24 protein-coding genes are annotated in these 20,030 nt (G+C 27.4%); 6 read left to right on the forward strand and 18 right to left on the reverse strand.

The window, feature by feature from the left end:
* Positions 1-38 precede the first annotated feature (38 nt).
* Positions 39-743, forward strand: coding sequence for a helix-turn-helix domain-containing protein (locus tag I4U89_RS15690; protein WP_195939280.1), 705 nt, complete (start codon positions 39-41; stop codon positions 741-743).
* Positions 744-995: 252 nt separating this feature from the next.
* On the opposite strand, the gene I4U89_RS05720 is transcribed toward I4U89_RS15690, so the two are convergent.
* The 9 genes from I4U89_RS05720 to murJ all read right to left on the reverse strand — a co-directional run bounded on the left by I4U89_RS05720 (position 996) and on the right by murJ (position 12,416).
* Complete coding sequence (locus I4U89_RS05720) at positions 996-1,376, reverse strand: hypothetical protein (RefSeq protein ID WP_195939282.1); 381 nt, start codon at positions 1,374-1,376, stop codon at positions 996-998.
* 104 nt (positions 1,377-1,480) lie between these two features.
* A complete protein-coding gene (locus I4U89_RS05725; protein WP_195939284.1) occupies positions 1,481-2,266 on the reverse strand; it encodes a tyrosine-protein phosphatase in 786 nt (261 codons plus the stop codon).
* Between the two features lie 199 nt (positions 2,267-2,465).
* Entirely contained in the window at positions 2,466-3,359 is an 894-nt protein-coding gene (locus I4U89_RS05730; protein ID WP_195939286.1) for a glycoside hydrolase family 5 protein, read from the reverse strand.
* Positions 3,360-3,499: 140 nt separating this feature from the next.
* Positions 3,500-5,782 (reverse strand): glycosyltransferase family 2 protein, encoded by a 2,283-nt coding sequence (locus tag I4U89_RS05735; RefSeq protein WP_195939288.1) that lies wholly within the window; start codon positions 5,780-5,782, stop codon positions 3,500-3,502.
* A 16-nt stretch (positions 5,783-5,798) separates the two neighbouring features.
* Complete coding sequence (locus tag I4U89_RS05740; protein WP_195939290.1) at positions 5,799-7,439, reverse strand: CotH kinase family protein; 1,641 nt, start codon at positions 7,437-7,439, stop codon at positions 5,799-5,801.
* Entirely contained in the window at positions 7,436-8,116 is a 681-nt protein-coding gene (locus I4U89_RS05745; protein ID WP_195939292.1) for a DUF4956 domain-containing protein, read from the reverse strand. Before I4U89_RS05745 ends, I4U89_RS05740 begins: the two co-directional genes overlap by 4 nt.
* A gap of 10 nt (positions 8,117-8,126) precedes the next feature.
* Positions 8,127-8,816, reverse strand: a complete 690-nt coding sequence (locus I4U89_RS05750) for a polyphosphate polymerase domain-containing protein (RefSeq protein ID WP_207744137.1) — start codon at positions 8,814-8,816, stop codon at positions 8,127-8,129.
* 186 nt (positions 8,817-9,002) lie between these two features.
* Positions 9,003-10,694: a phospho-sugar mutase gene (locus tag I4U89_RS05755; protein WP_195939294.1), complete on the reverse strand. Its 1,692-nt coding sequence runs from the start codon at positions 10,692-10,694 to the stop codon at positions 9,003-9,005.
* Positions 10,695-10,868: 174 nt separating this feature from the next.
* Complete coding sequence (gene murJ, locus I4U89_RS05760; protein ID WP_195939296.1) at positions 10,869-12,416, reverse strand: murein biosynthesis integral membrane protein MurJ; 1,548 nt, start codon at positions 12,414-12,416, stop codon at positions 10,869-10,871.
* Positions 12,417-12,636: 220 nt separating this feature from the next.
* Between murJ and I4U89_RS05765 the strand changes: the two genes are divergently transcribed.
* The 3 genes from I4U89_RS05765 to I4U89_RS15980 are packed head-to-tail and all read left to right on the forward strand — an operon-like array spanning position 12,637 to position 13,289.
* Positions 12,637-12,861, forward strand: coding sequence for a DUF1659 domain-containing protein (locus I4U89_RS05765; protein WP_195939298.1), 225 nt, complete (start codon positions 12,637-12,639; stop codon positions 12,859-12,861).
* A 41-nt stretch (positions 12,862-12,902) separates the two neighbouring features.
* A complete protein-coding gene (locus I4U89_RS05770) occupies positions 12,903-13,130 on the forward strand; it encodes a DUF2922 domain-containing protein (protein ID WP_195939300.1) in 228 nt (75 codons plus the stop codon).
* A 12-nt stretch (positions 13,131-13,142) separates the two neighbouring features.
* Positions 13,143-13,289, forward strand: a complete 147-nt coding sequence (locus I4U89_RS15980; RefSeq protein ID WP_195939301.1) for a YvrJ family protein — start codon at positions 13,143-13,145, stop codon at positions 13,287-13,289.
* 69 nt (positions 13,290-13,358) lie between these two features.
* Here I4U89_RS15980 and I4U89_RS05780 read toward each other — a convergent pair whose 3' ends face one another.
* From I4U89_RS05780 to I4U89_RS05805, 6 genes are all read right to left on the reverse strand, one after another.
* Positions 13,359-13,817, reverse strand: a complete 459-nt coding sequence (locus I4U89_RS05780; protein ID WP_195939303.1) for a VanZ family protein — start codon at positions 13,815-13,817, stop codon at positions 13,359-13,361.
* A gap of 111 nt (positions 13,818-13,928) precedes the next feature.
* A complete protein-coding gene (locus tag I4U89_RS05785) occupies positions 13,929-14,177 on the reverse strand; it encodes a Mor transcription activator family protein (RefSeq protein WP_195939305.1) in 249 nt (82 codons plus the stop codon).
* Positions 14,178-14,196: 19 nt separating this feature from the next.
* Entirely contained in the window at positions 14,197-14,832 is a 636-nt protein-coding gene (locus tag I4U89_RS05790) for an N-acetylmuramoyl-L-alanine amidase (protein WP_195939306.1), read from the reverse strand.
* A 29-nt stretch (positions 14,833-14,861) separates the two neighbouring features.
* Positions 14,862-15,644, reverse strand: a complete 783-nt coding sequence (locus tag I4U89_RS05795) for an ATP-binding protein (protein WP_243279166.1) — start codon at positions 15,642-15,644, stop codon at positions 14,862-14,864.
* Positions 15,526-16,206 (reverse strand): hypothetical protein, encoded by a 681-nt coding sequence (locus I4U89_RS05800; protein ID WP_195939308.1) that lies wholly within the window; start codon positions 16,204-16,206, stop codon positions 15,526-15,528. Before I4U89_RS05800 ends, I4U89_RS05795 begins: the two co-directional genes overlap by 119 nt.
* A 34-nt stretch (positions 16,207-16,240) precedes the next feature.
* Positions 16,241-16,456, reverse strand: a complete 216-nt coding sequence (locus I4U89_RS05805) for a helix-turn-helix transcriptional regulator (protein WP_195939310.1) — start codon at positions 16,454-16,456, stop codon at positions 16,241-16,243.
* 183 nt (positions 16,457-16,639) lie between these two features.
* On the opposite strand from I4U89_RS05805, the gene I4U89_RS05810 reads away from it, so the two are divergent.
* Positions 16,640-17,035 carry a helix-turn-helix domain-containing protein gene (locus I4U89_RS05810; RefSeq protein WP_166505671.1) on the forward strand — a complete coding sequence of 132 codons (396 nt, stop codon included), beginning with the start codon at positions 16,640-16,642 and terminating at the stop codon, positions 17,033-17,035.
* 22 nt (positions 17,036-17,057) lie between these two features.
* On the forward strand, positions 17,058-17,561 hold the full coding sequence (locus I4U89_RS05815) for an ImmA/IrrE family metallo-endopeptidase (protein ID WP_195939312.1): 504 nt from the start codon (positions 17,058-17,060) through the stop codon (positions 17,559-17,561).
* Between the two features lie 40 nt (positions 17,562-17,601).
* Here the strand turns inward: I4U89_RS05815 and I4U89_RS05820 are convergent, their stop codons facing one another.
* From I4U89_RS05820 to I4U89_RS05830, 3 genes are all read right to left on the reverse strand, one after another.
* Positions 17,602-17,988: a hypothetical protein gene (locus I4U89_RS05820; protein WP_195939314.1), complete on the reverse strand. Its 387-nt coding sequence runs from the start codon at positions 17,986-17,988 to the stop codon at positions 17,602-17,604.
* A complete protein-coding gene (locus tag I4U89_RS05825; protein WP_195939316.1) occupies positions 17,963-18,751 on the reverse strand; it encodes a phage antirepressor in 789 nt (262 codons plus the stop codon). The genes I4U89_RS05820 and I4U89_RS05825 overlap by 26 nt, the downstream gene beginning before the upstream one ends.
* 202 nt (positions 18,752-18,953) lie before the next feature.
* The gene (locus tag I4U89_RS05830) at positions 18,954-19,865 is read right to left on the reverse strand and encodes an LCP family protein (protein ID WP_195939318.1); all 912 of its coding nucleotides are present in this window, start codon (positions 19,863-19,865) and stop codon (positions 18,954-18,956) included.
* Positions 19,866-20,030: the final 165 nt, after the last annotated feature.

Consider the following 20,030-nt stretch of genomic DNA (forward strand, 5'->3'; position numbering starts at 1 on the left):
ATTATATTAATAGTTTTAATCAATTTTTGGAGGAGATTATGAATAATTTAGAAAGTATATTGAAAGATTTTTATGACTGTCTAGATATTCCCATACAGTTTGTCAACGAAAAGTTTATCCCTATTTATAAAATGGGATTTTCAAAGGATATTGATTTGGTATTAGAAAAAACAAACATATATAATAATTTAAAAGAAAGTACTATTTCAAGTATCAACCTTACATATTTTGAAAATATACACTTTATAGTAACACCTTTAATGGATACTAGGTTTAATGGATACTTTATAGTTGGACCATTTAAGTCAAAATATATATGTAGCGAGTTAAATATTCCATTTAAACCTTATTCTTGTATTAGTTACATATTAACTATGCTAAAAAGTATTATAAAAGATAAAATCAATAAAAATAATAAGTTTAATCCATACATTAAAGATAGTATTGATTATATACATAGAAATTACGCTTCTACTAATATGGATGATGTTTGCAGTTATCTAAGCATTAATAAAAGCTATTTTTGCTCTATATTTAAAAAAGAAACTGGATATACTTTTACTAATTTTTTAAATAAATTTAGGATAGAAAAAAGCAAGGAGTTTTTGCACAATAAAAACTTTACCATATTAGATGTTGCTTTATTGGTTGGATATAATAATCACAACTACTATACAACTCTCTTTAAAAAACTAAATGGTGTAACACCTATTGAATATAGAAATACATTTAAAGCTAGCTAGTTAATTTTATTATCTAGCTTTTTTATATTATTTAAATAATCACTATTTCTATAAAAAATTCGCTTCGCTTAAGCCACTGCGTTGGCGCTACACTTCATGTCGCCAACGACTTCGTCCGTTGCTCAAAATATCTTTTTTACGCTCTGCAAACTAATTGGTATTACTTAACTTCAATATTTATCCATAGCCTTTAAAGTATCATAATTTCCTTAAGCGTAAAAAATAAAAATGAGTAGCATTAATGCTACTCATTTAATTTAATAAAAATTTTTCTAATTCATCATATAATTCTATATCTTCCTTAACTATTGCTATAACTTCTCCATTAGCTTTTAAGAAATAAACTCCTATTACTTCTTTATCTTCTTCTAGCTTAAATTCTATGTCATCTTTATATAAGCCTTCTTTTTCTTCTTTTAATTTCTCAGATAAGCAAAGTATACTTTGGTCATACACTACTTTTTCTATAATACTAGCACTAGATACTTTTAAAGATGTTATCATATATATTGCTAATTCCGTTATGTAAAGTATTAGCAACTCTTTTGTAAAATTATCTTTTATAAATTTTCTTATCTTATTATTCTTATCATTTATTGGATAAAGCTCAGTGAGTAATTCTTCAAACTTCATAGATAATTCTCCTTATTAAGATATTAAAGTCTTAATAATATGTATGAGTGTTTTTTAAATAATATACTCTTAAGTATTATTTCATTTAATACATAAAAAATTATTTATTTTCTATTAAATATTTTTTTTATAAATCCTACTTTTTTTCTATTTTTTACATCTATTTCTTTAAATGAAATCTCTTCATCATTTATTATTTTTAATGGATTTTCTATTAGTAATATTTTAGCTCTATCTTCACCGTAGTATTTACTTATATATGTAAAAGTTTCTTTTATATATGGTTTTCTTATTTCTTTATCATGTGCATCACTAGCTATAAACTGTACTAAATTACGATCTAATAAATATTTGCAAACTTCAAATGACTTAGAACCTTTTTTTAATACACTTGAACTATTTATTTGAATAAGTGCCCCTTCATTTATAGCATCTTTTAAAATACTATAATTTTTTTGTATTTCCCTATACCTTTCTACATGTGCAAGTATTGGTATATACTTCCTTATTTTAAACTCAAATATAACATCACTTAGGTTTTTAGGAAAATTGCTAGGAGAGAATTCAATTAATACATATTTACTATTATTTATACTTTTAAATTCTTTTTTATCTATATATTCTAATATATTTTCATTGTAATATATTTCATTTCCAACTAGCACATTTATATCTATATTATTTTTTATTAATTCATTATTAAAATCTGCGGCTATATCTAAAAGTTTATCTCCCATTATATAATCTTCAAACGATGGATGATAATGTGATGTATTTATTATAGTTTTTATACCTTCAGACTGAGCTATTTTTGCCATTTCTAAAGCTTCTTCAAGATTCTTAGCTCCATCATCCACTCCAGGTAATATGTGACAATGTATATCTATCATTTTTTATTCCCCCAATATTTACTTATATATTTTAATATATATCAAAATCTTTATATAATCTACAAATTTATATTAATATTCTAAATATTACTTTGTTAGTTCTATTAGATTCTTCAATAACCTCATAGTATTTAATTAAAACAAATATAGCATATATCTATTTAATAAAAAAATAAGATACCTATCTTAGATAGGTATCTTATTTTTTTGATAATGAATCAAATATAAATTTTCCACTCTCCGTTAAATCATTTAAATTCCATCCACTTAGCTTTTCAACATTTGGATCTATAGCTGAATATGGCTCATCTTTATTACTTAATGACCAGTTTACCCAACTTATATTATTTTTTTTCAAGTAATCTAAAAACTCTGTAGCTTTATTAAAATCTATATTATTTGTGCCTTTTTCTGGGCTTAATCCCCATTCCGAAACAAATACAGCTATATTATTTTTTATAGCTTCTTCTATTAAATACTTATAACCGCCTTCACAACTTCCTGTGTATAAATGATATGTATACATTATATTATCGTATTCTAAAGGATCATTTATAGGACTTTTAAGGTCTACACAATAATTTGGCGTGCCAACAAGTATAATTGCATCAGGTGAATTCTTTCTTATTATAGGTATTATTATATTTGCATAGTCTTTAATATCTTGCCAACTTGTTTCTCCACTTGGTTCGTTAAATATTTCATATATAACTCCAGGTTCATCTTTGTATCTTCTAGAAATATCATCAAAGAATTCCTTTGCTTTTTCTATATTTTCATTTGGGTCTTTATCTTTTAAAGTATGCCAATCTACTATAGCATACATATCTGCTCCTAATACATTTTCTATTGTATTAAGAAGTATTTTTTTAGACTCTTTAGAGTTATATATATATCCTTTATTTTGTTCTGTGTACATAGCTATTCTAAATACATTAGCCCCATAATCTCTTATAGTTTTTAGAGATCTATAATTAGTATATTCTGGATACCACATAAGCCCATGACTACTCATACCTTTTAATCTCATTATTTTTCCATCTTCATTTACTAACTGGCCATCTTTTACAGAAAGCTTTCCATTTTCACTCACACCAAGATTATATTCGTCCTTATCCTTATTCACTATAAATTTTAAATTTAATAATATACTTAATATACATAAAATTAACAATAATATTAATAAATATATTCCCTTATTATTCTTTATTGTTATTCAACTCCTCTTTATATTTATACATTGGCAACTTCTTCTTTATATGTTGTAGTTTTTTCTGTTTTATTTATCCACCCTAGTAATATAGCTTTTAACTCTATATTATTAGATATCTCTTTCCAATTTTCTATATGGTACAATCTATTTCCATTATCTTCATTTACACTCTGTATTTTACACTTAAGTATTAAATCTTCACTAAGGTTTATATCCATAATATCTTGGTTATAATTGTTATTTCTAATCAATATATACTCATAGTTAAAGTTAATGATTTCAACACTTTGCCCTTCACTTGTTCTAACAAAAACTCCAAGTGGTATTCTAGGAAGCTTCCTATTTGAAAATGTTGTACTTTTAACCCTTTTTACAGTGTTATTAAATAATTCTTTTATTGTGTTTGATTTCATTTTTGTAGGTAGTGTATGATCCCTATCATAAACTATCTGATAATACTCTCTCTTATTTTTTTCATCTATATGGTTTATCTTAACACTGTATTTCCATTTATCTTTAACATTAGCTACATGAGCAATACTACCTTTAACAGATGCCTTATATCCTAAATAATATATACGTATATCTATATCTTCATCATATGGTATATACTCTGGTGTATCTAATATTATTGCCATACCCCCTTCTGATATATCTGAAGTAACACCTTTTAAAATATTATTTTTAGTATGTATCTCTGCATTAAGTTTAGTGTAGTATCTTTCTTCATTTCTATAATTTACACGACTACACATAAAAAACACAGACATTATTAAAAAATATAGATTCATTATAGACCAATATACTAATACAAGACCACCTATAGCTTTATATTTAATGATTTCTTCAATGCTGAAAATTAGCCCTATAAGTGTCGCTATTATTAAAATAATATGTGGTATTGCATAATGTATCTCAGTATTTTTAGATGAAACTCTATTTTTAGGCGTTACAGCAAATTTCTTAAGCTTTATACCTATAGTCTCTAAAAATATAGGTATAATCATATACGGAAATATTATAGTATCTACAATATTACTCCATTTTTGATTTCTAATATTACCTGATAATACTCTAAGTGCACAATTATAAAGTATATAAGAAGGCATCCATATAAATAAAAGTTCTTTAAAGGAACATTCTACTACTACAAGACCAAATACTGTATAAAGTATTGGTGATATTATATATACAAAACGTCTAAAAAATGTTCCCCAATATAAAAGACATGTTATATAGCTTAACTTAGATCTTATAGGTAAGTTACTAAATAAAAATTTAAAACTCCTTAGAGTTTGTACACACCCACGTCCCCATCTTTGACGTTGTTTTAAAAGACTTTTGAAATCTGTCGGAGCAAGGCCATTTGCTAACACTTTAGGTATTGCATAACATCTATACCCATTAGCTTGTATTTTCATACCCGTTGCAAAATCTTCGGTTATAGTTCCTACAGTTATCCCTCCAGCCTCTTCAAGGGCTTGTCTTGAGATAACAGTATTTGACCCTGCATATATTGGTGAATTTGTACGGTTTCTACCTACATTTACTTCCTTAAAGAAATAGTCTTGTTCATTTGGTATATTTTGTTCTGCGAATAAATTATATTGAAATAAATCTGGATTATAAAAACTTTGTGGTGTTTGTATAAACCCTATCTTATAGTCTTTATCTATTTCATCTTTTTCACGCTTTACCCAATTTTTATTTTCATCTTTTTTCATTAGTGGTAAGTAAAAGTAAGGAATAGTTTCCATTAAAAAATCACTTCTTGGAATCATATCAGCATCAAAAGTTACTATAAGCGGAGAGTCTGTTTTTGATAATGCATTATTTATATTTCCAGCTTTGGCATGCTTATTATCTTCTGGCTTTATTCCTATATATCCTATTCCCATTTTTTTCGCTAAAAGCTTCATTTCTAATCTATCACTATCATCACATATATATACATGAACTTTACTTTTGTCTGGATAGTCCATATGTATACATCCATTTATCGTCTTATATAAAAGTTCTGTCGACTCACTGTGAGTGGCTATAAATACATCTACATGCGGATACCAATAATTTGGTATATCTGGTTTTTCTGGGCATTTATCTGAGCTTAAGTTTCTGTAGTGTGAGAAAGCTTCAATAATTCCAACAGCTTCAGATGTAACTAATAATAATCCCGCTATAAAAGATATTAAACCATAGTCTACGGGAATTGTAAAAAACATACGCCATCCTATATATATTAAGGATGACACACCTGCTCCTACTAATAATATTTTTCTTTTTAGTTTGGTACTTTTTTTCATAACTCCCCCCTATTTGTTAGTATCTTTCAACTAATATAATAGATATTATAAACACACCTATAAATATTACGGATAAAATTGTGGATGTTGCTATTTTACCTTTTTTTCCAAATATAAAATCACTTACCTTTTGTGTTGTAATTTTTGTATTTTCTTCTAAGCCTTTTTCACTAAATTGATAAAGCGAGTCTATATTTTCATCTAACCATCTTCCATGTTCGATTAAAATATTTTTCATCTTTTCTATTTCTTCTATATATGTTTTTGTATTTCTATCTATTATATTTCCTTCTTTATCTACTGAATCAAATAGGTATTTTCCTTTATAAAAGTATCCCCATCTATTCCAGTCTCTCATTTGTGCTGGTCCTATAAATGCTATGGTTTCATCTATGTATTTTAATAAATTCTCTTCTGATAAAACTTTTTTTCGAAGTTCATGATATCGTTCTATTAGTTTTTTTGTAAAATCACTACTTCTAAGTAGTTGCCTAAACCAAGGCGTATCATGCATTGCTGTTGAATTTTTTTTTAGTTCATATCTTTTACTATTATCTAGCATCATATCAAAATCCCAAACAGGTCCAATTTTTAACTTCTCATTAACATCTTTATACATATATGTTGAATGGTACCCTGCATCATAATTTGCAAAAAATTCATTAATAATAAAATAGTCTATAAATGATTCTTCATCTATATAATCCCTATATTTATAAAACTCCTCTGGTTTATATGAAAATAGAGACTTTTCAATGTTATTAATATCTTTTGTTATGTAATTTATAGTATTATCAGTTATATCTTTTTTAGATGGATACTTTACATCCAAATATCCTGTAGTTAATTTATTCTTCATTCCATAATTCTCTAGTATAACACCTGTTTCATCATATCTATCTCTTCTTAAAAGATATGATGAAATTGTCTTATTTTTATCATAATCTGATATGTTGACTCTATCTTCACCTTGTTTTATATTCTCCATTAAAAGGTATACACCTTCATATGTATATTTTTCTCCATCTTTCATAACTACTTCACAATATCTTACATCAGGAGTGTATGGCATTATCTCACCAGCAATATTTAATCCAATATAGTTTCTAAGTAAAGACTTATCTATAAATGAAATGTTTAAAATCCATTCATGATCTTTTCCCATACCTAATACATCTTCTTTATTGTTACTTCCATCTGAATTTATAAATTTCATAAGATACTGTTTTTTATCAAATGTTAAAGATGTATTTCCTCTTAGTTTAATACGCATATCTGACTTTATCGAAGGCTTATCATTTATATGATTTATCTTTTCTTTATTATTAATAATAGATATTTTTCCTTTTACATATGCATCATGGTTTATTGGAACATAGTAACCCTTCTCATCATCCCACCTACTATCTGGCTTTGGTTTTTCTCCATTAGTATCAATTATAACTAATGGTAAATTAGTACTAAAATTATCTTTTATAGTATTGTCTTTATTGACCATATCATAATTAGTTTTTTCATCTACATTATCCATTTTATGATGGTGATATCTATTTGATATATTATTTTCAAGAAATTTTCCATATAATAAAGATCCTAATATTAATACCACTCCAAATATAAGTGCTATACTTCTTTTAGATAATTTATCTAGCTTCATCGATTAATATCCTCATTTTGGCATACTAAATTTACAGCGTCTACACCATCTATTTCATAAAGCCCTTTAGTAATATTAATTCCTTTTTTATTAGATATTTCTATGAGTTTTTGTGATAACTCATATATATACTCTATCCTACTAGATGTAGTATTTTTTACTCTCATATTAGCCTTTCCATCATAAGCAATTAATACTTTTTTTTCTATATCTTCCTCAGCATCATTTTTTGCGTGAATTATAAGTAAAAATCTATCATTTGACTTAACATAACCAAATATAAGAAGGAATAAGAATATAATTCCGCTTCCCATAGATGGTATTACATATTCAGATACTCCGCAACATATCCCTACAACAATACACCAAAATATATAAACAGTATCTCTTGGGTCTTTTATAGCAGTTCTAAAACGTACTATAGACAATGCCCCTACCATACCAAGTGATAAAGCTATGTTATTGCCTATAACCCCCATAACCATAGTAGTTATAATTGTAAGCATAACCAAAGATACATTAAATCTAGCACTATATACTGCTCTTGAGTGTGAATATCTATACGATAGATAAATAACTATACTTAATATAATTGCCACTAAAAAATTCATACCAACTTGTTCTATTGGTACTACTCCATTGTTTTCTTGTAAATACTTTAATAATGTTTCTTTCATAAATCCTCCCCTAAATATAACTAATACTTCTAGAAATACAGTATTTACTCGCTGATATTTCTGACTTATCAGCTATATCTATAATGTCTTTTACATAACTTAATAAAAAATTGTTGTATTTTACTTCTAATACATTTTGCTCTGTAACATTATATAGACCTAATGAAGTAGAAAATATATCGTAGCTTGATTCTGTTGACTTTATATTCGTATCTATTGTTATACGTATGTTATTTTCAGGAACCATATACGCTAACCTATTATATTCAACAATACACTTAGGCCTATATAAATTAGTTTGCATGATATAAAATAATTCATTGGAAAATTCAGTATCTATCTCTCTTAAAACACTGTAATCTCCATTTATGAGTCTTTTTGAACTACATTTGTCTATAATTAAAGAACGCTTGATTTGATTTTCTCCCTTTTTTTCTTTCAACTCTAATTTAAGTTTTTCAGATGCAGGATTATAAGTCCTTAATCTTATCTTTCTTCTATTTTCAAGTCCATTTTCTTTATCCCAGTAATCATTATCATATACTGTATCAAAATATAAAGATCTAACTAAATATCCATCAATATTATTGAATTTATCCTCTTTCAAAGAAGCTTGTAGCATATTCTTTAATTTTAAAACTGTAAAATGTGAAATCTCATATTTTTTTTCAGTCCTCATTACTATAAGCTGATTAGACACATATTTTACCTCCTTTCATTTCAAATTTTAATAATATATTCCATTTATTCCCAAATATTCAATATTTTATCATTAAATAATTATATTACAAAATATTTTTATGTACAATAAAAAAATAATGGCCTTAGAGCATGTTCTAAGACCATTATCTTTCATTAAAATTTATTATTTTTACTAAATTATATATTAAACTAATTTTTCTAAAACACTATCTACAAATGCTCTTATACCGTCAACATTTAAAGTAGCATCATTTTCAGTATCACCCTTAGTAGCTATATAAAACTTTAACTTAGGCTCTGTACCAGATGGTCTAATAGCAAGCCAAGAACCATCTTCTAAGAAATACTTAATTACATTAGCACTTGGAAGATTATCTATTCCTTTTAAGTAATCTTTAAAATCAACAACCTTAGAGTTGTTTATTTCATTTATTTCATTATCTCTAAAGTATGTCATTATATCCTTAATCTTTGCTATACCTTCTATACCTTTTAAAGTTAAAGATATAGTTTCTTCTTTAAAGTATCCATACTTTTCATAAAGTTTAATTAATCCTTCGTATAAACTCATATTGTTAGAAGCATAATAAACTGCCATCTCTGCTATTAAAAGTGATGTAACAACAGCATCCTTATCTCTAGCATGAGTTCCTACTAAATATCCGTAGCTTTCTTCATATCCAAATAAGTATGAATTAGACTTAGTCTCTTCAAATGATTTTATCTTCTCTCCTATAAACTTAAATCCTGTAAGTACATTTAAAACATCTATATTATTATCTTTTGCAATGTCTGCACCAAATTCAGATGTAACTATAGTCTTTATAAGTACTGGATTTTCTTCTAGTCTATTAGCTTCTTTTCTTCCTTCTATTATATAGTTTGTAAGCATTCCTCCAATTTGATTTCCTGTAAGCATTTGATAATCACCATTTACAGTCTTAACAGCAACACCAACTCTATCACAATCAGGATCAGTAGCTATTACTAAATCAGCTCCTACTTCTTTAGCTAAGTTAATTCCTCTAACTAGTGCTTTTTTATCTTCTGGATTAGGATACTCTATACCAGAAAAATTAGGGTCTGGATTTTCTTCTTCACTAACTACCATTACATTTTCAAATCCAATTTCTTTTAAAGCTCTTCTTATAGGAACATTTCCTGTTCCACAAAGTGGAGTGTATACTATTTTAAAATCTTTTCCAAACTTATCTATTAAATCTTTTCTTATAACTTGAGTTTTTACAGCTTCTATAAAATCAGTATCTTCTTTTTCATCAAGCTTAATAACTAAATCTTTATTTTCATCAGTAAGTGTTGGTATAGTACTATAATCTACTATAGAGTTTATTTCATCAGTTATAGCACTTGCAATGTGTGGCATAACTTGTGCTCCATCTTCCCAGTATACTTTGTATCCATTATATTCTGGTGGATTGTGACTAGCAGTTATAACAACACCTGCTATAGCATTTAAATTTCTAACTGCAAAAGATAATTCTGGTGTAGTTCTTAAAGAATCAAATATATAAGCCTTTATACCACATGCTGCTAGTGTATTTGCAGTTTCTATGCAAAACTCTCTAGACATATGTCTATTGTCATGTGCTATAACTACTCCTCTATCTTTTTCGCTATTTGCGTTTTTTAATATGTAATTAGCAAGTCCAAAAGTAGCTCTTCTTACTGTATATATATTAATTCTGTTACTACCAGCAGCTATAACTCCTCTAAGCCCAGCAGTCCCAAATTCTAAATCAGTATAAAATCTATCTTCTATTTCTTTTTCATCATTTATGCTTAGTAATTCTTGTCTAGTTTTTTCATCAAAATATGGATTGTTTATCCATTCATGGTATCTTTCTTTGTAACTCATATATACTCCTCCATGTCTTTGTATTTTTGTATATAATTTAGTAATATATTACATAATCGCTTAAATAATTTTATCATAAATTTATCACAAAATTTGTAAATATATATATTTTTTATAAAAAATATTATAAAAATAAAAAAAGAGAGCTTATGCCCTCTTTTTATTTAGTGTATTTTATGCTCTATTTAATTTCTTCATAACCATCTTCTTAAGCATCTTAACTTCTCTAACTCTAAATTTACTAACAAGTACCCCATAAACAATAGCACCTACTAATACTGATATACCTGTAGCTATAACGTCTTGTATAAATCCAATACCTAATATACCACTAGATAACTTGTACACAAAGTATGTGGCAACACCCATTACAGCAGAAGCTATTAAAGACTTTACAAAAGTTCTTAATATTCTATCTTGTCCATAGTAACTTATCTTTTTCTTTAATCCTCTAAATAGTAATAATATACATATTATAGAAGATAAACTTGTAGCAAGTGCTAGTCCACCAAGTCCAAATACTTGCATTAAAGTAACATCAAAGAATATATTAGCAATAACTGCTATTATACCATTTATCATAGGAGTTTTAGTGTCCTTTAATGAATAGTATACCTTACCTAATATATCTCTAAGTCCATAAGCAATCATACCAACAGAATAACACATAAGAGCAATAGCCGTCATTTGAGTTGATGTTTCATTAAATGCTCCTCTTTGAAATAATATTCTAACTATAGGAGTAGCAAGTACTATTGCCCCAACAGTTATAGGTAATATTATTAAACTTACACAGTTTACACTAGTTGATACTGCTTCTGCAAACTTTTTCTGGTCATTAGTAGTAGATAGCTTTGCAAGTGTAGGATATATAACAGAACCGATAGTAGTTATAAATAATCCTAGAACAAAGAAATTAAGCTTGTTAGCACTATTAAGTGCTGCTATAACACCATCGCCTAAACTTGAAGCTAAACTTCTATCTGCCATAGCATTTACTTGGTTGACTGCAACCCCTATTAAAACAGGAAGTATTAGCCATATCATCTTTTTAAGGTATTTATCTTTAAGATTAACAATAGGCTTAAACTTATATCCATGCTTTATAGCAAAAGGAACTTGGAATAAAAATTGTGAAGCCATACCAATAAGTGCCCCTATTGCTAATATATCAAAGTTCTTAGTAATTGCACCTATTATCATAGATATAATTATTATAATATTATTTGGAAGTTGCACCATACCTGGTATAGTGAAGTTTCCTTGTATTTGTAAGTAAGCTGTCATTATATTACTAAGACCTATAAATAAAACACCAACTATTATTATTCTTACAAAATCTACAGTTAGTGCAAGCTTATCACCAGTAAAACTAATAGCAAATAATTTTACTATAGGCTCTGCAAATATATAACCAAATATACTTAAAATTATACTTATTATACTAACTATACATAATATATTGTTTGCAAAATTTTGCGCTCTTTTCTTTCCACCATTTTCAAGTGCTTCTTGATATAGTGGTATAAATGTAGTAGAAAGGGCTACCCCAACAGCAGCAAACACCACGACAGGTATATTCATAGCTGTTATATATACATCACTATAAGCACTCGTTCCATAAAAATACATTAGGACTATATCTCTTGTAAATCCTAGTATCTTTGATAGCATAGTAACTACCATAAGCCAAAATGCCGATTTTGCTAAATTATTACTCATAAAATCCTCCATGAAGCTTATAATTATAAAATTTTTTCCGCCAATATTCCTAGTATACCATTAGATTAATTTTTTGAGAATAATTTTATTGTATTTATATAAATATTACTATTTAAACATAATTTTTACACTTATGTGTTCCCTACATGTTAAAAATCTTAACTAATATATAAGTATAAGCAAAATAAATTGCTAAAAAATAAATAAGGAGGAAATAAAAATGGCAGTAACAATAACTAAAAACCCATCAACATTAAGACTAAGATTTGACCTAGGAAGAGATGATTCAACAGGCAAAACAATAGTAAAAAGTAAATCATATTCAAATGTAAATCCTGACGCATCAGATGATGATGTATATGCTGTTGGCTCAGTAATATCGTCACTTCAAAGTCACACATTACTAGAATTAGCAAAAATTGATAATAACACATTATCACAATAAAATTTACTTTACTAAAAATAAAATTATAGGAGGGGATAATTATGGAAATAACTAAAAAATTACTTATGTCATTTAAAACAACATCAGGTAAAAAAGTATCTATATCAGTGGATGAACCAAGAGAAAATTTAACAGAACAAGAAATAAAAACTGCAATGACAACTATACTATCTAAAAACATATTTAAACCAGGCGGAGAAGGCTTAGCATCTTTAGTTGGAGCAAAAGCCGTAGAAACTGGAACTCAAGATTTTGACTTAGTATTATAATAACTATTTATTATGGACTTTAATATACAAACACTAATATCTAATATTGGATTTCCTATCACTTTGTCAATGTATCTACTAGTACGAATTGAAGGAAAACTACTAGGTCTTACTGATAGTATAAATGAATTATCTAAAAATATAATAAACATTAAATAGTTCGCCAACGACTTTATCCGTTGCTCAAATAGTTTACCAACGACTTTTTTCGTTACTAAAAAGACCATACTAGCGTATGGTCTTTTTCTTTTTTATAAACGTTGTAATTAATATAACTATAAATAAAAATATAATAGCTCCTGTAGAGTCTACTAAAACATCTCTAAACTCACCACTTCTACCTGTAACAAAAGTTTGATGAAATTCATCACTACAAGCATATAAAAAAGTTATTATAAAAGATATTATAGAAGTCTTATTAATAGATTTATCATTATCATATATACTCATATATAAAAGAACTGAAAGTAATCCATATGAAAGCATATGAGCACTTTTTCTTATAATAAAAGATGCTGTACCATTTGATATTAATACATCCATAACACTACCTAATACTGGTACTCCACTAAGTATATTTATAACTCCATCTGACTGAACTGTTGATATATTAGCTGGTTGATTAGACATATAAAAAATTATACCCATCCATAATATAGCTAAAGTTAAAAATATCTTCTTTCTCATAATATTCACCTACAATTAAATAATAATTATAGGATATCATATATAAATTAAAAAAGGTACTTAAAATATAATATTAGAAAACTTATAAATTTTTTTAATATTATGCATTGGCTAACTTTCTAATATCCTCTTAATATGAGTAACACTAAGACCATACTCATTAGCCAACTCCAAAACATTAACCCCATTATACTTTCTTAAAATATCCCTATTTCTAATAAGCCTTAGATAACTAGAATACTTAGGAATATAAATATTAGTACCACCATACATTCTAGAAATCTCTAAAAACTTCTCCTCACCAACAATATCAAGTAAAATCTCTAACCTCTCACAAACATCTTCATCTCTTAGCTTCATACACTACCTCCAAATTAAATTAACAGTATATAAAAGCGTCATCAAATCCCTTGTCCTTAGCCTCATTCAAACAATTAATAGCATTATCTTTTACACTAAAACTACCAACACATACCCTATAAATCTCCCTATCACTATCTTTTTTAATAATACCATCATAAATAGCTCTAGCCATCTTCTTATAATCATATTTTTTCATATCATCATCATTATCTATAAAACAACACTCAATAAGCACAGCATCACAAAGAGTATTTCTAATAACATATAAATTGCTACCATCTTTAGCACCCCTATTTTTAAAACCAATCCTTGAAATACTTTCACAAATACTATTAGCCACTTTCTTTCCATTTTCATTACTTTTATAATAAAAACATTCAACACCATAAGCTTTTTTATTAAAAGAGTTAAAATGAATACTAATAAATAAATCACATTTGTTATTATTGCTAATATCAACACACTCTTTTAAATAAGCTACATTAGAAGAGGCTCTATCAACTTTAGATAAAACCACTTCATAACCTCTACATTTAAGTAAACTTATAAGCTCATTAGCAACATTTCTATTTTCAATACTTTCATTTTTAATACCAATAGCACCACTTCCAAATCCCTTTAAGGTATGACCAACATTAACACATATTTTCATATCCATCCCCCATTATGTATTATAAATACCTATCCATTAATTCTATAATTTAACTCTCTTCCACAAATCTCAACACTATAATCTCTACACATCTCTAGTATTCTACTTCCAATAGCCTCATCAATACCAATTAACTTTTCCTTACTAAGTTCCGTGCTAATAATCATAGGCTTGTTATTAAAATATCTATAATTTATAATCTCAAACATAATATTTACATCACTATCAGTAATACGCCCCTTAAATAAATCATCAATAAGAAGAACCTTAGCATTTTTGTATCTACTCATTATCCTATTATAATTTTCACTATCCATAATACTTTGCTTTATATTAACAATACTATCTCTGTAACTCATATACAAAACACCAACACCATTATCCATTAAGTAATTACTAATAGCCAAAGATAAATGAGTCTTTCCACTACCACTACTTCCCATAAACGCTATAGAATTATTCCTACTATCACTAATATAATCAAAATCCTTAGCATAAGTCTTAGCCCTAACATAAGCATTTAAAACATCCCTACTTACACTATAATCAAAATTATCAAATATTTTTTTCCTAAACTCATCACTAATACCACTAATCTCAAGTATTCTCTCAGCTTCCCTTAGCTTTCTACACTCACAAGCAGTAGCAGTATCACCATCTAATATAAAAGTCATATCTCTGCATTTAATACACTTATAATCTTCTTGCAAATTCAAGTTCTTCTTCACTTGGCTTTTTAAAACTTTCTCCATTCTTATCTTTATACTCTCTGGAATATTTGCCATTTTTAATTGATTTATCACCATATCCATAAATACTTCCCCCCATTAAATCATGTGAATTATTATTTATTTCTTTTTCTTCTTCTTTTTCTTTTTCTTTTTGTCCACGTATGGTGGTACGTGACGTTAACGTATCGTGGTACGTATCGTCAAAACCTATATTTTCACTAGAGCCTATACACTCTTTATAAAGACTTCTAACAGTTAAATTACTTATTTTTTGAAGGACAAACTCAATCATACTCTTGTCTTCAACCTCTACTAGCTCCTTTTTAATACAATCAACCATAGGTTTACCAAGCCTAGAAAAATTGTACTTTCCCCAACTCTTAATGCCCAACTCACGAGTAGTCTCATTGTACCTAATAATACCATAATTATTAACAAACCTATCAATCATACAACTAACACTCTCAACAGAATACCCAAGCTCAAAAGCCATCTGCTTTTTGCTAATTTTATAAATCCCAATCTGAGTAGTACTAGGATTAGTAAGTAAATACAGCATAAATAACTTATCCTCAGGTGTCATTTCCTCCAACACCTTATGATTTTTCCAAAATCCTACCCTAACAGACCTATATAAAGCCATATATAATCCCCCTTAAATCCCATTTTTGCAATTCCTATTTTGCAATTATATCATCAAAAAAAATCTTATTAACATCATCTAAACTAAGTTCTAGATGATTTTTTATCTTTACAACATCACTAATAGTAAAATCCTTTTTACCATTTTCTTTAAACCCATACATTTTACGACTAATCCCTAATATACTTGCCATCTCATTTTGACTATACTCCTTATATAACCTAATAGCCCTAAGTAATTTTCTATCCATATAAATCCCCCTATTATCTCTTTAATTCCCATTTTGTAATTAAATAATAGTTTATAGAGCATATATAAGTCAATATAAATAATAAAATTTATATATTTATGTAACAAAGTGTTCCCAAATAGGAACTTTTTGTTACCTTTTTATAAACAATGTAATATAATTAACTCAAAGGGAGTGATAAAATTGGAATCAATCGGACAAAGAATAACAAAAGCAAGAGAAAGATTAGATATGAATCAAAAAGAGCTATGTCAAAAAACAGGAATAAAAGAAAGTACACTATCAAGATATGAAAACGACATAAGAGAACCAAAAGCATCAACTCTACTAACAATAGCAGAAACACTAAATGTATCATTTGACTATCTAATGGGCGTATCTGATGATTTTGAAAGCTTTCATCACGAAGATGATACAGATGAAGAATTAGAACTAGAAAAAATATTAGAAAATACAGAGAAGAAGTTGTCAAGAGAAGGACTTTCATTTTATGGTAAACCAGTAACAAAAGAAGACATAGACAAGCTATTAACAGCGATAAAAGTGGGAATATCAGTAATGGACTCAAATAAAAAATAATCGTCTAAATCAGGGGGATAAAATGAATATAGATAAGGTAAATAAAATAAAAGAAATAGTAAGAAGGTACAAATCAGTAGCAGGAACAAATGATATAAGAGAAGTTATAGATATATGTAATATAAAAATACAAGAAGTATATAACCTAGAAGAAATGAACTATTTTAAAGGAATGTATTATAAAAGTAAATCAAAACAAACAATAGTACTAAATAAGGCACTACCAGAAAAAGAACAAGAAATAGTACTAGCACATGAATTTGCCCACTCAAAGCTACATAGAAATATAGATATATCATACCTATTAAATGATACATTCTTTATATGTGACCCCTTTGAACTAGAAGCAAATACACTAGCAGCAGAATTTTTAATAGAAGACGATACTATTATAAATCTTTTGATAGAAGATCCTACATCAACATATAAAAGTATGTCTCAGACTCTAGGACTTCCAGAAGAGTTAATAGAGCTAAAATATACATATTTAGATAAAGATAAACTTAAAAATATACATGACTTTTAGGAGTATAAAAATACTCCTAATTATAATATATAAATCTATTTTACTTAAGTCTAAATACCCTACTACAACTAGATTTTAAATAATCATTATAAATATCAGGCTTATCTAATTTTAACCTTTTACTATCAAAACTAGACTTAACAACCTTTTTCCAAGTAATTTTTCTATCCCTACAAAAACCAGTCTCAAACTCTCTCATCTCACTTTTAATCCTATGCTCAATAATCTTTTTCATAGATTCAAGACTATTAATCTCATCAACAATAATATCATACTCTAAAATACATTCATATAAACCATCATCAAGCTTTATAACATCATCTATACTATCCTTGTAAGTATTTCTTAAAAAATCACCACATTCCTTGCTCCCAAAAGGAAAAACACACTTAACTTCTTTATTAAACATTTTTGTAAAATCTATCATAACAAAATCCCTCCCTAATTTTATCTATAAAATATACCTGCCCCTTACCAGTAATATAAGGAGTAACACTAACTTTTATCCCATCACTAGTATTTATACTATACTGGCGAGTAATAAAAAGCCCTCTATCAATATACACCTGCTTAGGTTGATTTTCCATTCCTTGCTTCATAATATATCCATTTGCTCTAAACCAAGCAAACAACCTATTTCTCCCAATATCAACACCAATATTTTTAAGCACCTTAGCAAATCCACCAATACTTATAGCATTATCACTACTTGATACTGTTTTACCTATATTTATATAAGGTTCATTAACCTTTTTATCACAAATCAATCTTTCAATATCTTTGTGCTGAGAGTTGCATATATGTATAAGCTTTTCTACAAACCTATAATCATGATAATACCCACCTTCTTTTCTAATAGTTGGCAGTACCTCATCCATGACCCACTTTTCAAACTTTTCAGCCTCTTTATTTTTAGATTTAATAATAAGCCTGTATAAGTTTCCTTCACTGATAAAAGCCCTCTTTATAGTCTTTTTAATATTATCTCCATTAGCCTTCTTACCTGTTACCAAGACACTATCGTGAAATACGATAGTGTCTTTTTTGCAATGTCTATTAATAGCATCGTTTTTGTTTTTGTAGCCAAGTATCTTACAAACATCAATACCATCAAAATATGGCTTACCATCAACACTAATAACAGAAACATCACCAAATTCTTTATTAGTAAATACACTTACACCATTCATAGTATCCCCCATTAATTCTTATTTTGGAATTTATTCTCTTTCTATTTCATTATTGTAATTTAATGGTAGTATATAGCTACATTAAGTGTCAATTTACTTTTAAATAACTGTTCCCATGTTGGGAATATATAAGCACAATCATATCTAAATGTAATAAAAAAGATACCCAAGACTAAAACAAAGTCATAGGTATCCTTTTATACTATTTATTAAAATTTTTATAATCAAATATAAACTTATGTAACTGATCCTTATTATAGGCTTCATCCCATTCTATAATATAGCCTTTTTCCTTATTCATAACATAGCCATTTCTGTGTCCCTCTAAAGGAAACTCCATTTGCTCAAATTTATCATCATTAATTTTAATAACCTTAGTTGCAATACTCATAATTTCCATAGGAGTTAAATTAGTCTTCGTATATCCAATTATGTCATTAGCAACTTCCATAAAATTAGAAGAAAAATCACTAAGTAGCTTGTTATATAAAGCCTCTATAACAGTTCTTTGTCTATTATCCCTATGAAAAGCATCATCTGCATATCTTATTCTACTATAGGCTAAAGCTTGTGCACCATCTAAAGTCTGAAGACCTGAACTTTTCACCCCTGGTATGTGACTTACTTCTCTATCTAATACATCTATTTGTATACCACCAAGAACATCTATAATCTTAGTAAAAGATTCGAAACTAACAACAACATACTTATCAATAGGCACATCAAAATTTTTATCTATAGTCTCAAGTAATAAACTAGGGCCTCCATATGCATAAGCATGTGTAAGCTTTTCTTTTCCGTACCCTGGTATATCGGCATAAGTATCACGAGCTAGCGATGTAAGTCTAATATCATTATTTTTTGAATCAATAGTCAAAATCATCATAGCATCTGATCTATTACCCTTATCCATGTTGTTTCCATCAATACCAGCTAAAAGTATATTAGTAATTCCATTAGTTTCATCAACTTTTTCAATCTTATCATTTACCTTTTTAGCTTCTTCTTTATCATACATAGAATTTAGTTTAAAATATAAAGCACCAAATCCTACTAAAGGTATAGCAATAATGGCTATAACCAAACCTAGAATAATCTTTTTTAATTTACTCATAAATCTCCCTCTAATTCTATATCTTGCCCTTTTAACGTAATAACATAATATTGAATATTATTATAAATATTAAATAGAGAATATATAAACTCTAATATATAGGCAAAATACCATACATGACTGTATAGTATTTTTTAACAAGCTTTTCCTCTATTTTAGTAATTT

The sequence above is a fragment of the Romboutsia sp. 1001713B170131_170501_G6 genome, assembly GCF_015668195.1.
Taxonomy (GTDB): domain Bacteria; phylum Bacillota; class Clostridia; order Peptostreptococcales; family Peptostreptococcaceae; genus Romboutsia_C.